Below are 18489 nucleotides of genomic sequence, written 5' to 3'. Positions count from 1 at the left end.
GTACCCCGCACATGACCGTACGCAAGAACCAGGCCAGTCTGACCGCCGACGAGAAGCGGCGGTTCGTCGCCGCCGTCATCGAGCTCAAGCGCAACGGCCGCTACGACGAGTTCGTCAGGACGCACAACGCCTTCATCATGTCCGACACCGACAACTCCGAGCGGACCGGCCACCGTTCCCCCTCCTTCCTGCCCTGGCACCGCAGATTCCTGCTCGACTTCGAGCAGGCACTGCAGTCGGTGGACGCGTCGGTGGCGCTCCCGTACTGGGACTGGAGCACCGACCGCACGGTGCGTGCCTCGCTCTGGGCACCCGACTTCCTCGGTGGCACGGGACGCAGCTCGGACGGCCGGGTGATGGACGGGCCGTTCGCCGCGTCCACCGGGAACTGGCCGGTCAACGTGCGTGTGGACGGCCGTACTTACCTGCGCAGGTCGCTGGGGACCGGCGTCCGGGAGCTGCCGACCCGCGCCGAGGTCGAATCCGTGCTGGCCATGACGACGTACGACATGGCGCCCTGGAACAGCGCCTCGGACGGCTTCCGCAACCACCTCGAAGGGTGGCGCGGGGTCAACCTGCACAACCGCGTCCACGTCTGGGTCGGCGGACAGATGGGCACCGGGGTCTCCCCCAACGACCCGGTCTTCTGGCTGCACCACGCCTACATCGACAAGCTGTGGGCCGAGTGGCAGCGCCGGCACCCGGAGGCGGGCTACGCGCCGACCGGCGGGACCCCGGACGTGGTCGACCTCGACGAGACGATGAAGCCGTGGAACAACGTGCGGCCGGCGGATCTGCTGGACCACACGAAGTTCTACACGTTCGACGTCTGATCGGGCCCAGGGCTTCCGATCAGTCCCAGGTCCTCCGGATCAGGCCTCGGCCGTACGGCACTCCGGGTGGCCCCAGCCCTGCGCGTTCTTGGCGATGGACTCCCCGGCCGCATAGGAGCGGCCGCACATACAGCGCCCCGGGAACTTCGCCTTGATCGTGCGGGACGACGAACCGCCGCCCTGCCTGCGGGGCGCCGCCTTGCGGCGCGGGGCGGCGGACGCCGCAGCGGCGGCCGAGGGCGGCGGCTCGGGCGAGCCGAGCGCGCTGCCCGCGGACTCCTGGACCGAGGCCGCCTGGCTGGCCGCGCGGTCGGCGAAGTCGTTCAGCGGGTCGCCGTCGACCTGGTGGGCGGCGACGTAGCGGAACTCGACGGAGCGGCCGTCGAGCAGTTCGTCGATGCGGACCACCAGGTCCTGGTTGGCGACCGGCTTGCCCGCGGACGTCTTCCAGCCGTTGCGCTTCCAGCCCGGCAGCCAGGTGGTGACGGCCTTCATGGCGTACTGCGAGTCCATCCGGATCTCGAGCGGCACGCCGGGGTCGGTGGCGGCCAGCAGCCGCTCCAGCGCCGTCAGCTCGGCGACGTTGTTCGTCGCCCTGCCGAGCGGCCCCGCCTCCCAGCGGTCGGGGGTCTCCGAGTCGTCGGACACCACCCAGGCCCAGCCCGCCGGTCCGGGGTTTCCCTTCGAAGCCCCGTCGCACGCGGCCACAACACGTTCACGCATGGGCTCGATCATGCCACGGCCGGGAGGGCCGCCCGGCCGGGCCGCCGTTCAGACGTCCGTGGTCTTCGGCATCTCCCCCTCGGTGGTCGTGATGTCGATCACCGAGAAGTTCGCGCCCTGCGGATCGCTGAGGGCCGCGAACCGGCCGAACGGACTGCTCATCGGTCCGAACCGGAGGACGGCGCCGAGCTTGGTGGCCTTGGCCACGGCCTCGTCGCAGTCGGCGACGGTGAAGTACACATTGATGTACGACGGCACTTCGGGCGGGAAGTCGTCGGTCATCTTCATCCGGCCCAGGACCGTGTTCTCTCCGATGTCGAACATCCGGAAGTCCACCGAGGCGTCGTCGATCTGCTTGGCGGTGTACGGGAACACCGCGGAGAAGAACGTGTCCGCCTGCTCGGGCTCGCGGGTGAAGACCTCGCCCCAGCAGTAGGCGCCGGGCACCGCCGTGGCCTCGAAGCCCTCATGGGTACCCGCCTGCCACACGCCGAACACGGCACCGCTGGGCTCGCGGGCCAGACACATGGTGCCGAACTCGCCGACCCGCATCGGCTCCATCAGCACGTCGCCTCCGTTGTCACGGATCGAGTCGGCGGTGGCGGCGGCGTCCGGCGAGGCGAAGTACAGGCACCACTGCGACTGCCCCTCCTGACCGGGCATGGGCGGGACGACCGCGGCCACCGCCTTGCCGTCCGCGTAGGCCTGCGTGTAGTGGCCGTACTCCGACGACGACTCGCCGAAGGTCCAGCCGAGGACCTCGCCGTAGAAGCTCTTGGCCGCCTCGACGTCGCTGAACATCGCGTCGGCCCAACAGGGGGTTCCCTCAGGTTGTACGGCCATGGTGCGGGACCTCTCCGGATAGACGGATCGCCTGAACCCTCACGGTCCTCACGCTAACCATCCGCCGGTCGGCCCGCGCGCCGAACCCACCGGGCTGCCGGACACTGGGAGACGGACACGGCGGCCTTCGGCAGGACGGGGCGCGGCATGACGGACGCGGTGGTCGCGGGGACGATGCGGGCGTGGTCGGTGGCTCGGACCGGGCCGGTCGAGGAGAACCCCCTCCGGTTGGTCGAACGGCCGGTGCCCGTGCCCGGGGACGACGAGCTCCTCGTCCGGGTGCGCGCCTGCGGGGTCTGCCGCACCGACCTGCACGTCACCGAGGGGGACCTGCCGGTGCGCAGGCCCGGGGTGACACCCGGGCACGAGGTGGTCGGCGTGGTGGCCGGGGCCGGGGCGGCCGTGGCGAACTTCACGGTGGGCGACCGGGTGGGCGTGGCCTGGCTGCGGTGGACCGACGGCGAGTGCGCGTACTGTCTGCGGGGCTCCGAGAACCTGTGCCCCCGGTCGCGGTACACCGGCTGGGACGCCGACGGCGGTTACGCCGAGTACACGACCGTGCCGGCCGACTTCGCCTACCGGCTGCCGGGCGAACTGGACGACGTGGCCCTGGCGCCGCTGCTGTGCGCCGGCATCATCGGCTACCGCGCGCTGCTGCGCACCTCGCTGCCGCCGGGCGGACGGCTCGGGCTGTACGGGTTCGGGGGCAGCGCCCATCTCTGTGCCCAGGTGGCGCTCGCCGAGGGTGCCACCGTGCACGTCCTGACGCGCGGCGCGGACGCCCGGCGCCTCGCCCTCGGCCTGGGCGCCGCCTCGGCCCGTGACGCGTACGACCTGCCGCCGGAGCCCCTGGACGGCGCGATCCTGTTCGCCCCGGCCGGCGACCTGGTCCCGGTCGCACTGCGGGCCCTGGACCGGGGCGGGATCCTCGCGGTCGCCGGCATCCACCTGAGCGACGTGCCGCCGCTGCGCTACGAGACCGACCTGTTCTACGAGAAGGAACTGCGCAGCGTCACCTCCAACACCCGTGCGGACGGCCGCGAGTTCCTCGCGAGGGCCGCGCTGCACGGGGTCCGTGCCACGACGCACGCCTATCCGCTGTCCGAGGCCCCGCAGGCGCTGAAGGACCTCAAGGCCGGCCGCTTCGACGGGGCTGCGGTGCTGGTGAACGATCTTTCCTGAGCACAAACGCCGAGTGATCCCGTGCGCCCGGGTGCGGGAGTCAGGGCCGGGCGCGTGATCATCCGCGCTCGTGCCGTACGCACCGAACGACAGGTTTGCACCACCAAGGAATGAAACCGCCCCTTTCGCGCCGTACCGGGAGATCACCAAGGCTGTTTGGCTTGTCCGAGCGCACCACCAACTTGCTCACCACCGACCGATCCGGTCACCCCTGTTCACCTGTCTGCTGGAGGGAATGTGTCCACACCGGACAGCGCCACCGGTTCCGCCGTCGACGAACCCGCCCCCGGTCCCTCGGCCGACGGGCAGCTCACGAGCCTCAGCACCCGGGCGGCACGCCAGCTCGCCACGACCACCAAGTCCGAACCGCAGATGCAGGCCATCACCTCGCGATGGCTGCTGAAGACGCTGCCGTGGGTGGACGTGAAGGGCGGCGCCTACCGGGTCAACCGGCGCCTCCAGCTGAGCACGGGACGCGGCCGGGTGCACTTCGAGCAGAACGGTGCCGACGACATCCGGGTCATCCCCGAGACGCTGACCGAGCTGCCGGTCCTGCGCGGCTATTCCGACACGGACGTGCTGCGCGAGCTCGGCACCCGGTTCCAGGTCCGTGAAGTGCGCGCCGGACAGGTCCTGTTCGAGGCCGGGCAGCCCGTGACGGAGACGTACCTCGTCGTCCACGGCCGGTTCACCCGGTACAGCGCCGGCAAGTACGGCGGCGAGGAGGTCATCGGGGTCGTCACCGACGGCGACCAGATGGGCGACGAGGCGGTCGGTCAGTCCGACCCGCTGTGGCTGAGCTCGGTGAGGGCCGAGACCGCGGGCGTGGTGCTGGCGCTGCCCTGGACGGTCGTCGAGGAGTTCACCCGGCGGGCGCCGTCCCTCGCCGCGCACCTGCAAGCGTATGTCGAGCGGCAGCTCAGGCCCATGAACCGCAAGGGCGAGGCGGAGGTCCCGGTCCAGGCCGGCCACGTGGGCGAGCCGACGCTGCCCGGTGGCTTCGTCGACTACGAACTCGCGCCGCGCGAGTACGAGTTGTCCCTCACCCAGACCGTGCTGCGGGTGCACACCAGGGTCGCCGACCTCTACAACAACCCGATGAACCAGACCGAGCAGCAGATCCGGCTGACCGTGGAGGAGATCCGCGAGCGCCAGGAGTGGGAGCTGGTCAACAACCGGGAGTTCGGGCTGCTGCACAACGTCGACTACGGGCAGCGCATCAGCACGTTCACGGGCCCGCCGACCCCGGACGACATGGACGAGCTGCTCTCGATGCGCCGCAAGACGAAGGTGTTCCTCGCGCATCCGAAGGCGATCGCGGCGTTCTTCCGGCAGTGCAACCGGCGCGGCCTGGTGCCCGGCACCGCGCACGTGGACGGCCACGAGATCCCCGCCTGGCGCGGTGTCCCGATCTACCCGTGCAGCAAGATCCCGATCACCGACGACCACACGAGCAGCATCATCGCGCTGCGCACCGGCGAGGCCGACCAGGGTGTCATCGGCCTGTACCAGACCGGCATCCCCGAGGAGTTCCAGCCCGGCCTGAACGTCCGCTTCATGGGCATCGACACCGCGGCGATCATCAGCTACCTCGTCACCGCCTACTACTCACTGGCCATCCTCGTCCCCGACGCGGCGGGGATCCTCGAGAACGTCCAGCTCGGCCGGACCGCCGACTGACGGCCTGGAGCACACCATGAGCGCACCCACCCACTCCTACACGCTGCCCGGGCCGCCGAACATCGCCCAGGGCATGCGCAGGACCCGGCGCACGGGGGTGATCCCCGGACTGCACCACCGGCCGGCCGCTCCGGCCGACCCGGAGAAGGCCGCCGAGATCGACCGTCGGCTCGAGACCTGGGCCCGTGACCTGGAACTGTTCCCCGAGGCCTGGAAGGGGGACTTCTCGGACTTCCAGTTCGGCCGGGCCGTCGTACTCCAGCATCCGGGCGCCCTCGACCTGGACCGCCTCACCGCCGCCGGCAAGCTGCTGCTCGCCGAGAACATCGTGGACTCCTGCTACTGCGAGGAGGACGAGGGCCGGGGCGGATCGCGGCGGGGCCTCGGCGGCCCGCTGATCATCGCCCAGTCCGCCCTCGACCCCTTCCACGGCATCCCGGAGCTGGAGGAGGAATGGCGCGAGGGCCTGCGGGCCGATGGACCGCTGCGCTCGTACCAGTTCGCCCTCGCGGACTACGCCGCCTTCGCCACACCCAGCCAGACGGACCGGTTCGTGCACGACATGGCCCGGCTGCACATGGGTTATCTGGGCGAGGCCGCCTGGATGGAGACCCGGTACGTGCCGCGGGTGTGGGAGTACCTGGTGATGCGGCAGTTCAACAACTTCCGCCCCTGTCTGTCGCTCGTCGACGCGGTGGACGGTTACGAACTGCCCGAGCAGGTCTACGCCCGCCCGGAGATCCAGCGGATCACCGCCCTCGCGTGCAACGCCACCACCGTCATGAACGACCTCTACTCCTTCACCAAGGAACTGGCGAGCGACCCGACGCACCTCAACCTGCCGCAGGTCGTCGCCGCCAACGACCGGTGCGGGCTGAAGGCGGCCTACCTGAAGTCCGTCGAGATCCACAACCGGATCATGGAGGCCTTCGAGGAGGAGTCCGCCCTCCTGTCCGCCGGTTCGCCCGTCGTGGACCGCTACGTCCAGGGGCTCGCCTCCTGGGTGTCCGGCAACCACGAGTGGCACGCCACCAACACCCACCGCTACCACCTGCCCGACTACTGGTGAAAGCACCGGCAGTCGCGGCCTTCCGAAACACCGTCAGACGCGTCACGAGGAGTCACTGTTGACCACCGCCCCCGTCGCCCGGACCACGACAGCACCGGTGCCGGCCCAGTCCACGTACCAGACCCGCGTGGCGGACTACTGGAACGCCGAGGAAAACCCGGTCAACCTCGAACTCGGAAAGATCGACGACCTGTACCACCACCACTACGGCGTCGGCAACGTCGACTGGACCGTGCTCGACGAGCCCGACCCCGACCTGCGCCGGGAGCGGGTCACCGCCGAACTGCACCGTGTTGAGCACGCCCAGGCCGAACTCCTCGCCTCCCACCTCGGCCCGCTCTCCCCCGCCGACCGCGTCTTCGACGCAGGCTGCGGGCGCGGCGGCGGCAGCGTGGTGGCGAACCTGCGGTACGGCTGCCATGCCGACGGCGTCACCATCTCCGCCAAGCAGGCGGAGTTCGCGAACGAGATGGCCCGCAAGCGGGACATCGACGACAAGGTCCACTACCACCACCGCAACATGCTCGACACCGGCTTCGAGTCCGGCGCCTACGCGGCCTCGTGGAACAACGAGTCCACCATGTACGTCGAACTCGACCTGCTGTTCTCCGAGCACGCCCGGCTGCTGCGGCGCGGCGGACGCTATGTGGTGATCACCGGCTGCTACAACGACACGTACGGCCGGGCCTCGCGCGAGGTGTCCCTCATCAACGCGCACTACATCTGCGACATCCATCCCAGGTCGGAGTACTTCCGGGCCATGGCCCGCAACCGCCTGGTGCCGGTCCACGTGGAGGACCTGACCGAGGCCACGATGCCCTACTGGGAACTGCGCCAGCAGGCCGACCACCTGGTGACGGGCATCGAGGACACGTTCCTGTCCGCGTACCGCAACGGCAGCTTCCAGTACCTGCTGATCGCGGCCGACCGCATCTGAGCCCGGCCCGGTCGACGGGGGCGGTGTCGCGGGACGCCGCCCCCGTCTCGCGCTCTCGAATTCGTTCAGCTGCTCGCCGAGGACCTCGCGTCGTTCGTCGGCGCCCTTCGCCGGATCGACGCACACGGCAGGCCTCCCGGCCACCGGGGAGTCCCCCTGGCGACCCGGGACACGGCCACGCGCGAGGCCATCGCCGGATTGGACGGCAGGGTCGACACCGCGGCGGTCACCGCCCGGTGGGAGGAGGCCCTTCAGGTCCCGGCGCACGCTGGCCCGCCCGTCTGGGCGCACGGCGACCTGTCCCCCGGGAACATGCTGGTCGCGGACGGCCGGCTCAGTGCCGTGATCGACTTCGGCTCCGCGGGGGTGGGCGATCCGGCCGTCGATCCGGTCGTGGCCTGGAACCTGCCGAATCCGCGTAGGGGCGCGGGCGGGCAGGCCCGCGCCCCGGCGGATCCTCACTCACCCGCGTATGCCTTCTCCAGGGCGGCGATGTCGAGCTTGTGCATCGACAGCATCGCCTGGGTGGCCCGGGCCGCCTTCGCCGGGTCCGGGTCGCTGATCATGTCGTCGAGCCGGTCCGGGATGATCTGCCAGGAGACCCCGTACCTGTCCTTGAGCCAGCCGCACGGGCCCGGCTCGCCGCCGTTCTCGATGAGCTTGGTCCAGTAGTAGTCGATCTCCTCCTGGTTCTCGCAGAAGATCTGGAAGGAGATCGCCTCGTTGAACCTGAACTGCGGACCCCCGTTCAGTGCCACGAACTTGTGGCCGTTGGCCGTGAACTCGACGGTCAGCACGGTGCCGGCGGGACGCGGGGCTCCCTCGGGGTAGCGGGCGACCCGGCCGACGGTCGAGTTCTTGAAGATCGAGACGTAGTAGTGGGCGGCCTCCTCGGCCTCGTCGTCGAACCACAGGCACGTGGTGAATCCGTCGGTCGCCATGAGCTGCCTCCTGGGGCGTGGGAACGCGGTCATCTGTGTCGACCGATCGTCGCCGTGAAACTCATCGGTCGGGCGGCCGATCGATGTGCGATCAGCGGCGGGACAGAGCACGACGGGCAACAGTTGCCTCGGCGCGGCTCTCGGCCTCGCGCGCACCGCAGCGTGATCAAATGGGGCATGGCATCGTCCTGGACCGGTGAACGGGTACGCCTACGCGCCATCGAGCCCGATGACTGGACAGCGTTCACGCGCTTCGCCGACGACGACGGGCGGCGAGGGAGCCGGCTGGAACTGCCGCGGTCCGCCGAGAGCTACCGTGCCTGGGCGAAGGAGCAAGCCGTTGCCGAGTGCGATGACGACCGCTTCCGGTTGGCAGTCGAAACGACGGCCAGGGGAGAGCTGGTCGGCACGGTCGGCTCACATCGCACCGGCCGTCGTTCAGGCTGGTTCGAGCTCGATGTCACGATCGGCGCCGACCACCGCCGCAAGGGCTACGCGGCAGAAGCCGTAGTGCTGCTGCTGCGCTTCATGTTCGCCGAGTGGCGCTATCACAAATGCCTGGCAGCGATCTTCGCCCACAACGAGGCGTCGCTGGCGCTTTTTCGTCGGCTCGGCTTCACCGAGGAGGGGCGCTTGCGGGAACACGTGTTCTTCGCCGGCCGGCACCACGACCTCGTCATGATGGGCATGCTCGCCGACGAGTTCGGCCAGCGGCATACGTTGAGCGAGCCATGAGCCGGCCATCAGGACCGCCCTCAGCTGCGGGAGGTGGCACGCAGGCGCAAGCCGACGGTGGCGAGACCTTCGAGGGTGGTGACCTGGTAGCCGGGTTCCGGTCCGGACGGCTCGCTCAACTGGTAGCGGCGGGCGGTCTGCGCCGTCAGGAGCGTCAGCATCGCCATGGCCAGAGCGGCTCCCTCGCAGCCGTGCGGCCCGGTACCGAAGGAGAGGAAGACCCCGGGTTTGGCCGGCGAGCCCGGATCGTCGAGCCAGCGCTCGGGCAGGAACCGGTCCGGCTCGAAGTGTTCCCGTGCATCGCGGTGGGCGGTGTAGGGGCAGACGAGAACGGTGGACCCGGCGTCGATGGTGTAGCCGGCGAGCTGAGTCTGTCGCGCGGCGCGCCGGGTCAGCAGCCAGCTCGGGGGGTACAGCCGGAGCACCTCGCGTACCAGTGCCTGGGTGTACCGCAGGCTGTCGAGGTGGGTGCTGGTCGTCGCGGCCGGGTCCGCGGGCAGCAAGGCGGCTTCGGCCGCGACGCGGTCCGCTGCCTGGGGGTGCCGGGCCAGGTGGAGCAGGATCCATCCGGCTGCCCGGGAAGGTGTCTCGAAGGTGGCGACGGTGATTCCGGGGAGGGTGTCGAGGACGGCCTCCTCCGGCAGCAGGCCGTAGCGGGAGGAGGGCCGGAGCATCTGTCCCAGCACGTCGTCACCGAGCAGGCCCGATGAACGGCGCCGGCGGACGATGGGCCGCAGAGCGTTGATGAAGGCGACTTGCTGCCGTGTGCGGAACCGCCGTGCCGGTGTGGGGATCCAGGCCGGCCAGACCCAGCGCGAGGGGCGTACGAGCACCTCGCGGGCCATGAAGAGCTGTGAGGCGAAGGGCAGCAGGGTCGGAGCGTCTTCGGAGAAGAGGTAGTGCACGCCGATCTCTGCCAGGGCATGCCGTACCGGGGGCAGAATCTCGACGTCCTGGTCCGTGGGCCACTGGTCGGCGAATCGAGCGGCCCTGGGCGCGATCTCACCGATCCGGGCTGCAACCGCCTGCGGGCGTAGTCCGCGCATGCGAGCGGCGTGAGCGTGCACACGCTCCTCAGGCGTCGGTGCTCCGCTCGACCGCTTCATCGGCGGGAAGAGAGGCGAGGAAGCCTTGGGGAAGTCCTGCGCGCGGCACAGGACTGCTTCACACGGCCCGGCCGTGGCGGCTACGTAGACACCTGGCTCCAACTGCCAGACGTCCCCGCACTCGTCGGCGCCACGGCGCGCCATGGCCAGCCGGTCGCGGCTCCAGGCCGCGAAGCTGCCTTCGGGCAACCGCGGCGGCTCATTCGTTCGGCCCATGAGATCGTCCCCGACTCCCGTACCTGTCCAGGCCGATGTCGTCGGCAGCGTAGCTGGGAACCGGCGGGCGCCCCTGGGGCGCCCGCCGGCACTGCGGTCAGCCCCAGTCGCCGGCGTACGCATCCCATTCGTGGGCCCCGTACGCACCGTAGTGGCGGGTGAAGGACAGCTTGCCGAGCAGCTTGGCGATCATGATTAACTCCTCTCGCCTGTCTTCAGCACCAAATGCCACACGTGCCATATTGCCACATATGAGATATTCGGCACATTGGTCGCACGCATGGATATGGTAAGGAGGGTGCCGGGTGTCGCCGGGCAGGCGGGCCCTTCGCGACAGGCCCTAGCATCCGGATCATGACGTCTTCGCCCGCAGAGAGCATCCGGCCCTTCCGCCTCGCGATCCCCCAGAGCGACCTGGACGACCTGCACGAACGACTCGACCGCACCCGATGGCCCGACGAACTGCCGGAGGTGGGTTGGGCGTACGGCGTGCCGAACGGCTATCTGCGCGAGCTCGTTCGGTACTGGCGGCACGAGTACGACTGGCGGGCGGCCGAGGAACGGCTGAACGAGTGGCCGCAGTTCACGACCGCGATCGACGGGGCGAACATCCACTTCGCACACGTCCGCTCCCCGGAACCGGACGCCACGGCGCTGATCATCACCCACGGCTGGCCGGGCTCGGTCGTCGAGTTCCTCGACGCCGTCGGACCGCTCGCCGATCCCGCCGCGCACGGCGGTGATCCGGCCGACGCCTTCCACGTCGTGGTGCCGAGCGTCCCGGGCTTCGGCCTGTCGGGGCCCACCACGGAACCGGGCTGGGAGGCGGGCCGGGTCGCCGACGCCTGGGCCGAGCTGATGCGACGGCTCGGCTACGACCGGTTCGGCGCGCAGGGCGGCGACTGGGGCGCCGCGATCTCCCGGGAGCTGGGCCGCGCCCATCCCGACCGTGTCATCGGCGTCCACCTCAATCTGCTGCCCGGCGCGCAGGCGGCCACCGAGCCCACGGCCGAGGAGCTGGCGGAACTCGGCCCAAAGGAGCGGGAGCGCACGCTCGCCTCGTGGCGCAGGTGGGCCGCATGGTCCCGCGAGGGAACGGGGTACGCCGTCCAGCAGTCGACCCGGCCGCAGACCCTGGCATACGGGCTGACGGACTCGCCCGTCGGCCAACTCGCCTGGATCGTGGAGAAGTTCCGCGAGTGGACCGACTCCGAGGAGCTTCCGGAAGAGGCCGTCGACCGGGACCGGCTGCTCACGAACGTGATGCTCTACTGGCTGACCGGGACCGCCGGTTCGTCCGCCCGGATCTACTACGAGCGGGCGCATGCCACTGACCGCGCCACCGCGCCCGCACTGCCCTCCATGGCCCCGACCGCGCTCGCCCTCTTCCCGGCCGAGGTCCAGATTCCGCTGCGGCACCATGCGGACCGCACCGAGAACATCGTGCGCTGGACGGAGTTCGACCGGGGCGGTCACTTCGCGGCCATGGAGGAGCCGGACCTGCTGGTCGGCGATGTGCGGGCCTTTTTCCGGCAGTTGCGCGAGCAGGGCATCGACTGACACCCCGGCGGGCGCTCCGTCAGGCGGCCAGGCACAGTCCCCTGTACGGCGCGGCGGACGTTCCACGGCTCCGGCCGGTCTGCCGGGTCAGCTCGCCCTGGGCGCGGGACAGCAGATCGCCGAGGCCCAGTCCGAGGGCGTGGGCGGCGGCCGCGAGGACCTCCGAGGAGGCCTCCTTGCGGCCGCGCTCGATCTCCGAGAGGTACGGCATCGAGATCCGGGCCGCGTCGGCCACATCCTTGAGCGTGCGCTCCTGTGCCCGGCGCTCACGGCGCAGGACGTCGCCCACGAGGTCGCGCCAGAGGGGCTCCTTCGGCGCGGGGGCCGGTGTTTGCGGGCGGGCGGTCCCCGGGGGCAGGGGAATCACGCGGGCTCGGTCCGGCTGCGTCCGCGGCTGTGTGAGGTCGGCCATACGACCGAGCATCGGTGGTGGCCGACCACGGCCGCCACCCAATTTCTGCCACGCCGGTCCACGCCACGCATGCGCCGGGTGACTCCGGGTACCCGCACGGTGAGGCACGCATGGGACCCCCGGTTCCGGGTACCCGGCCCCCGCGCGACATGGGCAGGCAGCCGGCACACGGAGGCCCTGGAGGCAGACGCCGAACCGTGACTTTCGTGGGGAGAGGAAATGAACACCGCCGGGATCCGGTCGGAAGCAGTGGTCGTCGAGAACACCGTCGAGGGCAGGACGGGGGACGGATCGCTGCCGGGAATCGAGGACCCGAGGACGGTCGCGCCACATGACGCGCGGGAGCTTTCCCGCCGGTTCTTCCAGCGCCTGTCCGAGCTGGAGGAGGGCACGCACACGTACCAGTACGCACGCAACACGCTGATCGAGATGAACATCTCGCTGGTGCGGTTCGCGGCCGGACGGTTCCGCAACCGCGGCGACGACATGGAGGACATCGTCCAGACCGGCATGATCGGGCTGATCAAGGCCATCGACCGGTTCGAACTGTCGCGCGAGGTCGAGTTCACCTCGTTCGCGCTGCCGTACATCGTCGGTGAGATCAAGCGGTTCTTCCGCGACACCACTTGGGCCGTGCACGTACCGCGGCGGCTCCAGGAGCTGCGCGTGGAGCTCGCGAAGGCGCGCGAGGAGCTGTCCAGCCGGCTGGACCGCGAGCCGACGGTCGCGGAGCTGGCCACGCTGATGAACATCGCCGAGAACGAGGTGGTCGAGGCTCAGCTCGCCTCCAACGGGTACAACTCCGCCTCGCTGGACGCCGCGCTGACCGGGGACGGTCCCGAGGACGGCGAGGCCGTGCTCGCCGATTTCATCGGTGTGGAGGAGGACGGGCTGCGGCTCGTCGAGGACTTCCAGTCCCTCGCCCCGCTCATGGCCGAACTCAGCGACCGGGACCGGGAGATCATCCATCTGCGGTTCGTGGAGGAGGCCACCCAGGCGGAGATAGGCGAGCGGCTCGGCTGCTCGCAGATGCATGTCTCGCGCCTGATCAAGCGCATCATCATGCGGCTGCGCCAGGGCATGCTGGGCGAGCTCGGCTGCGCCTGACGGCACGGCTCGGCTCAGTGGGCGAGGCCCCGCCGGCGCGTCAGTGGGCCAGGCTCACCAGCGCCCGCACACGCTTGCCGACCGGTACGCGTTCGGCGGTCACCTCCGAGGCCAGGGCGTGCACGATCTCCAGACCGTGCCGTCCGACCCGCTGGGGGTCCTTCGGGAAATGCCGGGGCAGCGCGGCGCTGCTGTCGTAGACGCACACCGTGATCGCGGTGTCCGTGCCCTCCAGTTCCAGGATGTACGGGCCATTGCTGTGCCGGTCCGCGTTGGTGACCAACTCGCTGACGACCAGCAGCAGTTCGCCGTCGGCCCGGTCGTCGATGGTGGCGCACCACTCTTTCCTGAGCTGTTCGAGGAAGAGTGCGGCGAAGGTCCGTGCCGCGGCGATGCATCCCGGTTCGCCGGTGTAGTGCGCCGCCCGCCGGAGCGGTTCCACGGGCACGTCGAAACCAGTGGGTATCACTGCGCCGTCCAGGTGCTCGGTCATGCGTTTCTCTCTCGGAAGCCGGTCCGGCCGGTCTCTGCTGCACCAGTGCTCGTACCCCGCGCGGGGCGTCACAGTCCCGGACGGTGTTCGCCGACCGCGCACATCGGACATCATGGCAGCGGTCCGGGCCCGCGATCGCCTCGCTAGCTCTGCTGCCCGCCCATGTCGTTCTGCTCCGGGGCGTTCCCGGTGTCGTTCTGCTCGGGCGGCGCGTTGCCCGTGTCGTTCTGCTCCGGCGCGTTCCCCGTGTCGGTCTGCTCGGGGGCGTTCGAGGTCGCCTCGGGCTGCTGCTGTTCCGTGTCGGAACCGCCCGGGGACCCCGGGGCCGATGACTCCGTGACCGTCTGCCCTTCCGTCGTCGGCTCGGAGGTGGGCCCGGAGGTGGTCTCCGGCTCGGACGACGGGGCCTCCGAGGACGGCGACTCCGAGGAAGGGGATTCCCCGGAGGGGGACTCCGACGACGGGGACTCGGACGACGGCGACTCGGACGAAGGGGACTCCGAGGACGGGGACTCCGACGACGGCGACGTCGAGCCGGGGGAAGTCGGCGAGGACGGGCCGGTCGAGGTCGGCGACGTGGGCGACGACGGTCCGGTCGACGTCGGCGAGGTCGGACCGGTCGAGGTCGGCGGCGGGGGCATTACGTACGGCGTGGCCCAGGGGTTCACCAGCTGCTTCGGCGGACTGGTCCACTGGTCCCTCTGGCCGCTCTGGTCGCCCCGGTGACGGTGGAACCACTTGTCGTTGTGACTGTCGAAGACGACGAAAACCACGATGATCTTCGCCGCGGGCCGCACCACGACCACGTTCGAGGGCCGGTACGACGCCCAGTGGTCCCCCGTCGTCTTCGGCGTGGTCCGCTGCGCGACCGGAGGGGTCAGCGGATTGCCGGAGACGCACCGCACCCGGGGCACCCCGCGCCCGTCCACCAGGACGGCCGTGCCCGACTGCAGGACGGCCTGGTAATCGGTGGCGGCGCCGCCGCGGTAGCCGTGATCGGTGACCCGGGTGTCCACACGGAGCTGTACCGGGGTGAGCGAGCGCAGATACGCGGGAACGGCCGACGGCCGGATGCCGACGACCGAGGCGAACGCACTGTTCTTGGCCGGGCTCGCCTGCAGATCCCTGATCTGTTTACCGACATCGCAGCTGGAGTTGTTCCGAGTGCCTGCGTAGAGACCGGGGTCCCCGCCCTTCACGCTGTGCAGCTGGTTGGGGGGAGCCGTAGCCACGGCCGCGGCCGCGGAGGGCGTGATCGGCGCTACGGAGCCGCTCTTCGCCGTCGACTCGGTGAAGGGGTCCTGGCCGGCCGCGTTCGCGGACTGCAGGAAGACCTTGCTCACCTTCGCCGAACCGCCGCCGCCCGAGCTGGAGAGGACGACGGCGACGATCACGGCGACCACCACGGCGGTGGTGAGCAGAGCGATGCGCGGTGCGGATCTCCACCACGGCTCGTGCGGCTCCGGCGCGCCGCGACCGCCGCCTGTCGGTGGCTGCGACGGTGGCCCGGAGGGCGGTTGGGACAGCGGGCCGGAGGGCGGTCCCGTGGGACGGCCGGACGACGGAGGTTCGACGCTCACGAGGTCTCCTCCCCAACGCGAGTGGTGGCTTTCGATGGCTTTTTCCACCCGATTGCCATCTTTGCCACAACTACCCCATTGTGTGCTCCAGTCCCGTACGGCCCGCAAGCCGACGCGGACGGCTCACCCGGCGGGCGTCCCGCTCCGGGGGTGCTTAGCGTGGCAGCGTGATCCACCGAACCGCCTCCGGCCGGGCCGTCGCCCGCCACGGCTGGGTGCAGGCCGTGGCCGTGGTACTGGCCGGGCTGGCCGCGATGCTCGTGGTGGCCGCCCTGGGGCTGTGGGCGGCGGGTGCGACGGACCTGCCGGACGACGCGTACCCCCGGGTGGTGGTGGCGGCCGTCGTGACGGCCGTGGGAGGCTCCGTGGAGCTGTCGGGGAACGCCGGAGCGCTCGCCAGGACGCAAGCGGGGCTCACGGTGATTCCGCTGTCCGTCACGCTGACCGGCGCCCTCGTGATCGCCGCGGGATTCCTGCGGCCGCTGCGGCACCGGGCGGTCGCCGGAGCCGGGGAGCTGGCCGGATGGGCCGCCCGGATCGCTGTGCTGTGGCTGCTCGCGCTGACCGGCCTGGCCCTGACAGCCCGTCAGACCTTCAGCGTGGACCTCGGCAGGGGCGTCCTGGCCGAGATCGGCGAACTGTTCGAGGCGGCGCCGACGGTCGGGTTCACCACGGACGTGCCGCCGACCGTGCTGTTCGGACTCCTGTGGCTGGCGGGCGTACTCGCGCTGGCGCTCCTGGTGTCGCGCGGGGCACCCCTGCCGGGGCGGCTGCTGCGGTTCCAGGAGTCGGTGCGTCCGGCGGCGTACGCCGTGGTCGCGCTGCTGCTCGCGTGCGTCGCCCTGGCCGCCGTCGTCGCGCTGGTCGTGGCGGCCACCCGCGGGCACCCCGCACAGACGTTCGCGGTGATCCTGCTCGGCCTGCCGAACCTGGCCTGGCTCGCCCTCACAGTCGGTCTGGGCGCCACCTGGCACGGCCGGGTGGACGGCCCCTTCGGACTGCCCGTGCCGCGCGTCCTGAACGAAGTGCTGCGCACCCCGGACGTCTCCACGCTGAACCTGCGGACGCTCGCCGAGCACGACGGCAGGGTGTGGTGGCTCGTGTGGGTGGCCGCGGTGCTCGTCCTGGCCGCCGGGTTCCTGATGGCGGCGCGTTCACCGGCCCGTGCGAGGCTCTGGCAGCACGCCCTGCACATGGCCGTCGCCCTCGCCCTCGCGGTGCTCATGATCTGCCTGCTCGGCCGCGTCTCCGCGCACTACGGCCTCTCCCTGCTCGGCATCAGCGACCTGGGCGGCGGTCTTTCCGGGGAGCTGTATCTGCGCCCCGACGTGTGGTCGGCGGTCGGCCTGGCGGCACTGTGGGGGCTGGTGGCCGGTTTCCTGGGCGGACTGCTGGCGCGGCCGGTGCGCCGCCGGGGTGAGGTGGGGACCCGTCAGGGCTGAATCCGTCAAGGCTGAATCCGTCAAGGCTGAATCCGTCAAGGCTGAACGGGCCGGTGCCGGGCCGACGCCCGCGGAGGCCCGGTCAGGGCCGACGGCCCCGGAACACCGGCTCCGCCCACGGTGGGGGCCCTGGGGCCGTCTCCGGTCCCGTGGGGACCCGGAGCTCCGCCTCGACCGGCGGGTGGCCGGTCTCCGGTCCGCCCGTGATGGTCGCGCGCAGGGCGGCGACGAAGGCGAGGCACGAGTCGTAGCGGTCGTCGGGACTCTTGGCCAGGGCCTTGGCAAAGACGCCGTCGACGGCCGCGGGCAGGTCGGGACGGGCCTCGGTCGGCGGTGGCGGCTCGTCGTACTGGTGGGCCCACAACAGGGCCATGTCGTCGTCGCGCTGGAAGGGCGGGTGACCGGACAGGGCCTCGTGGACGACGCAGGCGAGGCCGTAGACGTCGCAGCGGCCGTCCACCGGGCGGCCCGATATCTGTTCCGGGGCCACGTAGTCCAGCGTGCCGACGAACTGGCCGACGGTCGTGAAGCCGGTCAGGGACAAGGACTTCTTCGTCAGGCCGAAGTCGGTGAGGTAGACGTGCTCGGGGTGGTCGCTGTCGGTTCCCCGGCCCACCAGGATGTTGCCCGGCTTGACGTCCCGGTGGACCAGGCCGTGCTCATGGGCGGCGTCGAGCGCCGACGCCACCTGCGCGGCGATCCGCACCGCGTCCGACAGGGGCAACGGGCCTTGCTGGTCCAGGAGATGGCGCAGGTCGCTGCCGGAGACGAACCGCATCGCGATGTACAGGACGCCGTCCGTCTCGCCCGCCTCGAAGACCGGCACGATGTTCGGGTGGTCGATCGCGGCGGCCACCCGGGACTCATGGGTGAAGCGCTGCCGGAAGGTGTCGTTGCGGGCGAGTTCCGGGGCGAGCAGTTTGAGCGCGACCGTGCGGTCCAGGCGCAGGTCGCGGGCCCGGTAGACGACGGCCATGCCGCCGCGGCCGATCTCGCTCTCGATGCGGTAGTCCGCGATCTGCCGCCCGACCAGCTCGGAGGGCCGGCCGGAGAACACGCTCGTCTCGTGCGGCATCACCGCTCGCTCTCATGGGTCACGATCCGGGTCGGGGGATGGCCCGCGGTCCCGGCGCCGGGCGTCACGCGGTCCGTGGCGTAGGTGCTCAGCCGCCGGCCGTCGCCGTACATCCACCGTTCTTCCTCGGGGTCGTACAGCCACACGGCCTCCCCGTCGACCACCACCCCGATCCGCAGCCCCTGCGTACGGCCGCGGAAGGACTCCCCGTCGAGTTCACCGCCGGCCAGTGCCTCCACCGCGGCCCGGTAGCCGGCCAGGCTCTCCTGGGCGCGGGCCAGGAGCGGGCGCGGGTCGGTGGTGGCGTCGGTGGGCGGCTCACCGGTGGCGGGCGGGTCATCGGGTACGGCGACCAGATAGCGGCCGTCGACCCAGGCGGACCAGCCGTTGGCACACCGGATGTTTCCCCAGTCGCCGCGTCGCTCCACGAGCTGCACCGGCAGCAGCGGGTCGAGGGGCACGGTGGGCCGCGTGGGGTCCGGTGCCTCCCAGGCGGGCATCCCGTTCGGGGGGACGACATGCGTGGGGCGGAAGCCGAGGGTCGTCATCGCGCCG

Annotated in this window: 17 protein-coding genes and 2 pseudogenes; 10 read left to right on the top strand and 9 right to left on the bottom strand. The window is 71.0% G+C overall.

Features of this window, described 5'->3' with window-relative positions; genetic code table 11:
* Nucleotides 1–11: 11 nt before the first annotated feature.
* Entirely contained in the window at nucleotides 12–833 is an 822-nt protein-coding gene (locus ACIPSA_RS29210) for a tyrosinase family protein (protein ID WP_402639646.1), read from the top strand.
* A gap of 39 nt (nucleotides 834–872) precedes the next feature.
* Here ACIPSA_RS29210 and ACIPSA_RS29205 read toward each other — a convergent pair whose 3' ends face one another.
* Together ACIPSA_RS29205 and ACIPSA_RS29200 are read right to left on the bottom strand one after the other, a co-directional pair.
* On the bottom strand, nucleotides 873–1568 hold the full coding sequence (locus tag ACIPSA_RS29205; RefSeq protein WP_402639644.1) for a ribonuclease H: 696 nt from the start codon (nucleotides 1566–1568) through the stop codon (nucleotides 873–875).
* Nucleotides 1569–1604: 36 nt separating this feature from the next.
* A complete protein-coding gene (locus ACIPSA_RS29200) occupies nucleotides 1605–2399 on the bottom strand; it encodes a VOC family protein (RefSeq protein ID WP_402639642.1) in 795 nt (264 codons plus the stop codon).
* Between the two features lie 174 nt (nucleotides 2400–2573).
* Between ACIPSA_RS29200 and ACIPSA_RS29195 the strand changes: the two genes are divergently transcribed.
* The 5 genes and pseudogenes from ACIPSA_RS29195 to ACIPSA_RS29175 form a co-directional block, all read left to right on the top strand.
* Complete coding sequence (locus tag ACIPSA_RS29195; protein ID WP_402639872.1) at nucleotides 2574–3581, top strand: zinc-binding alcohol dehydrogenase family protein; 1008 nt, start codon at nucleotides 2574–2576, stop codon at nucleotides 3579–3581.
* 237 nt (nucleotides 3582–3818) lie between these two features.
* Nucleotides 3819–5261 (top strand): family 2B encapsulin nanocompartment shell protein, encoded by a 1443-nt coding sequence (locus ACIPSA_RS29190; RefSeq protein WP_402639640.1) that lies wholly within the window; start codon nucleotides 3819–3821, stop codon nucleotides 5259–5261.
* A gap of 4 nt (nucleotides 5262–5265) precedes the next feature.
* Nucleotides 5266–6330, top strand: coding sequence for a family 2 encapsulin nanocompartment cargo protein terpene cyclase (locus tag ACIPSA_RS29185; protein WP_402639870.1), 1065 nt, complete (start codon nucleotides 5266–5268; stop codon nucleotides 6328–6330).
* A 58-nt stretch (nucleotides 6331–6388) separates the two neighbouring features.
* Nucleotides 6389–7267 (top strand): geranyl diphosphate 2-C-methyltransferase, encoded by an 879-nt coding sequence (locus ACIPSA_RS29180; protein ID WP_402639638.1) that lies wholly within the window; start codon nucleotides 6389–6391, stop codon nucleotides 7265–7267.
* 72 nt (nucleotides 7268–7339) lie between these two features.
* Nucleotides 7340–7675, top strand: a pseudogene (locus ACIPSA_RS29175) (phosphotransferase); the annotation flags it as partial.
* Nucleotides 7676–7725: 50 nt separating this feature from the next.
* On the opposite strand, the gene ACIPSA_RS29170 reads toward ACIPSA_RS29175, so the two are convergent.
* Nucleotides 7726–8208: a VOC family protein gene (locus tag ACIPSA_RS29170; RefSeq protein WP_402639636.1), complete on the bottom strand. Its 483-nt coding sequence runs from the start codon at nucleotides 8206–8208 to the stop codon at nucleotides 7726–7728.
* 177 nt (nucleotides 8209–8385) lie between these two features.
* On the opposite strand from ACIPSA_RS29170, the gene ACIPSA_RS29165 reads away from it, so the two are divergent.
* Nucleotides 8386–8943, top strand: coding sequence for a GNAT family N-acetyltransferase (locus ACIPSA_RS29165; RefSeq protein WP_402639634.1), 558 nt, complete (start codon nucleotides 8386–8388; stop codon nucleotides 8941–8943).
* A 20-nt stretch (nucleotides 8944–8963) separates the two neighbouring features.
* On the opposite strand, the gene ACIPSA_RS29160 is transcribed toward ACIPSA_RS29165, so the two are convergent.
* Entirely contained in the window at nucleotides 8964–10265 is a 1302-nt protein-coding gene (locus ACIPSA_RS29160; protein ID WP_402639632.1) for a cytochrome P450, read from the bottom strand.
* Between the two features lie 354 nt (nucleotides 10266–10619).
* On the opposite strand from ACIPSA_RS29160, the gene ACIPSA_RS29155 reads away from it, so the two are divergent.
* The gene (locus tag ACIPSA_RS29155; protein WP_402639630.1) at nucleotides 10620–11825 is read left to right on the top strand and encodes an epoxide hydrolase family protein; all 1206 of its coding nucleotides are present in this window, start codon (nucleotides 10620–10622) and stop codon (nucleotides 11823–11825) included.
* Nucleotides 11826–11844: 19 nt separating this feature from the next.
* Here ACIPSA_RS29155 and ACIPSA_RS29150 read toward each other — a convergent pair whose 3' ends face one another.
* Nucleotides 11845–12237 (bottom strand): helix-turn-helix domain-containing protein, encoded by a 393-nt coding sequence (locus ACIPSA_RS29150; protein WP_402639628.1) that lies wholly within the window; start codon nucleotides 12235–12237, stop codon nucleotides 11845–11847.
* Nucleotides 12238–12456: 219 nt separating this feature from the next.
* On the opposite strand from ACIPSA_RS29150, the gene ACIPSA_RS29145 reads away from it, so the two are divergent.
* Nucleotides 12457–13344, top strand: a complete 888-nt coding sequence (locus tag ACIPSA_RS29145) for an RNA polymerase sigma factor SigF (protein ID WP_402639626.1) — start codon at nucleotides 12457–12459, stop codon at nucleotides 13342–13344.
* A 40-nt stretch (nucleotides 13345–13384) separates the two neighbouring features.
* On the opposite strand, the gene ACIPSA_RS29140 is transcribed toward ACIPSA_RS29145, so the two are convergent.
* Together ACIPSA_RS29140 and ACIPSA_RS29135 are read right to left on the bottom strand one after the other, a co-directional pair.
* A complete protein-coding gene (locus tag ACIPSA_RS29140) occupies nucleotides 13385–13837 on the bottom strand; it encodes an ATP-binding protein (protein ID WP_402639624.1) in 453 nt (150 codons plus the stop codon).
* A gap of 383 nt (nucleotides 13838–14220) precedes the next feature.
* A pseudogene (locus ACIPSA_RS29135) lies at nucleotides 14221–15417 on the bottom strand (DUF6777 domain-containing protein); the annotation flags it as partial.
* Between the two features lie 167 nt (nucleotides 15418–15584).
* On the opposite strand from ACIPSA_RS29135, the gene ACIPSA_RS29130 reads away from it, so the two are divergent.
* Nucleotides 15585–16859: a streptophobe family protein gene (locus ACIPSA_RS29130; RefSeq protein ID WP_402639622.1), complete on the top strand. Its 1275-nt coding sequence runs from the start codon at nucleotides 15585–15587 to the stop codon at nucleotides 16857–16859.
* An 82-nt stretch (nucleotides 16860–16941) separates the two neighbouring features.
* Here ACIPSA_RS29130 and ACIPSA_RS29125 read toward each other — a convergent pair whose 3' ends face one another.
* On the bottom strand, nucleotides 16942–17934 hold the full coding sequence (locus ACIPSA_RS29125; protein ID WP_402639620.1) for a serine/threonine-protein kinase: 993 nt from the start codon (nucleotides 17932–17934) through the stop codon (nucleotides 16942–16944).
* On the bottom strand, nucleotides 17934–18482 hold the full coding sequence (locus ACIPSA_RS29120; protein WP_402639618.1) for a hypothetical protein: 549 nt from the start codon (nucleotides 18480–18482) through the stop codon (nucleotides 17934–17936). The genes ACIPSA_RS29125 and ACIPSA_RS29120 overlap by 1 nt, the downstream gene beginning before the upstream one ends.
* Nucleotides 18483–18489: the final 7 nt, after the last annotated feature.

It is taken from the genome of Streptomyces sp. NPDC086549, assembly GCF_044746205.1.
GTDB lineage: Bacteria > Actinomycetota > Actinomycetes > Streptomycetales > Streptomycetaceae > Streptomyces.
Note: the sequence above shows the minus strand (reverse complement) of the source record. Positions and strands in the feature narration are given on the sequence as shown.

Bases quoted from the DNA above. Each gene is read 5' to 3' on its own strand.
- ACIPSA_RS29210 (WP_402639646.1), top strand. From the start codon at position 12: ATGACCGTACGCAAGAACCAGGCCAGTCTGACCGCCGACGAGAAGCGG.
- ACIPSA_RS29205 (WP_402639644.1), bottom strand. From the start codon at position 1,568: ATGATCGAGCCCATGCGTGAACGTGTTGTGGCCGCGTGCGACGGGGCT.
- ACIPSA_RS29200 (WP_402639642.1), bottom strand. From the start codon at position 2,399: ATGGCCGTACAACCTGAGGGAACCCCCTGTTGGGCCGACGCGATGTTC.
- ACIPSA_RS29195 (WP_402639872.1), top strand. From the start codon at position 2,574: ATGCGGGCGTGGTCGGTGGCTCGGACCGGGCCGGTCGAGGAGAACCCC.
- ACIPSA_RS29170 (WP_402639636.1), bottom strand. From the start codon at position 8,208: ATGGCGACCGACGGATTCACCACGTGCCTGTGGTTCGACGACGAGGCC.
- ACIPSA_RS29165 (WP_402639634.1), top strand. From the start codon at position 8,386: ATGGCATCGTCCTGGACCGGTGAACGGGTACGCCTACGCGCCATCGAG.
- ACIPSA_RS29160 (WP_402639632.1), bottom strand. From the start codon at position 10,265: ATGGGCCGAACGAATGAGCCGCCGCGGTTGCCCGAAGGCAGCTTCGCG.
- ACIPSA_RS29155 (WP_402639630.1), top strand. From the start codon at position 10,620: ATGACGTCTTCGCCCGCAGAGAGCATCCGGCCCTTCCGCCTCGCGATC.
- ACIPSA_RS29150 (WP_402639628.1), bottom strand. From the start codon at position 12,237: ATGGCCGACCTCACACAGCCGCGGACGCAGCCGGACCGAGCCCGCGTG.
- ACIPSA_RS29145 (WP_402639626.1), top strand. From the start codon at position 12,457: ATGAACACCGCCGGGATCCGGTCGGAAGCAGTGGTCGTCGAGAACACC.
- ACIPSA_RS29140 (WP_402639624.1), bottom strand. From the start codon at position 13,837: ATGACCGAGCACCTGGACGGCGCAGTGATACCCACTGGTTTCGACGTG.
- ACIPSA_RS29125 (WP_402639620.1), bottom strand. From the start codon at position 17,934: ATGCCGCACGAGACGAGCGTGTTCTCCGGCCGGCCCTCCGAGCTGGTC.
- ACIPSA_RS29120 (WP_402639618.1), bottom strand. From the start codon at position 18,482: ATGACGACCCTCGGCTTCCGCCCCACGCATGTCGTCCCCCCGAACGGG.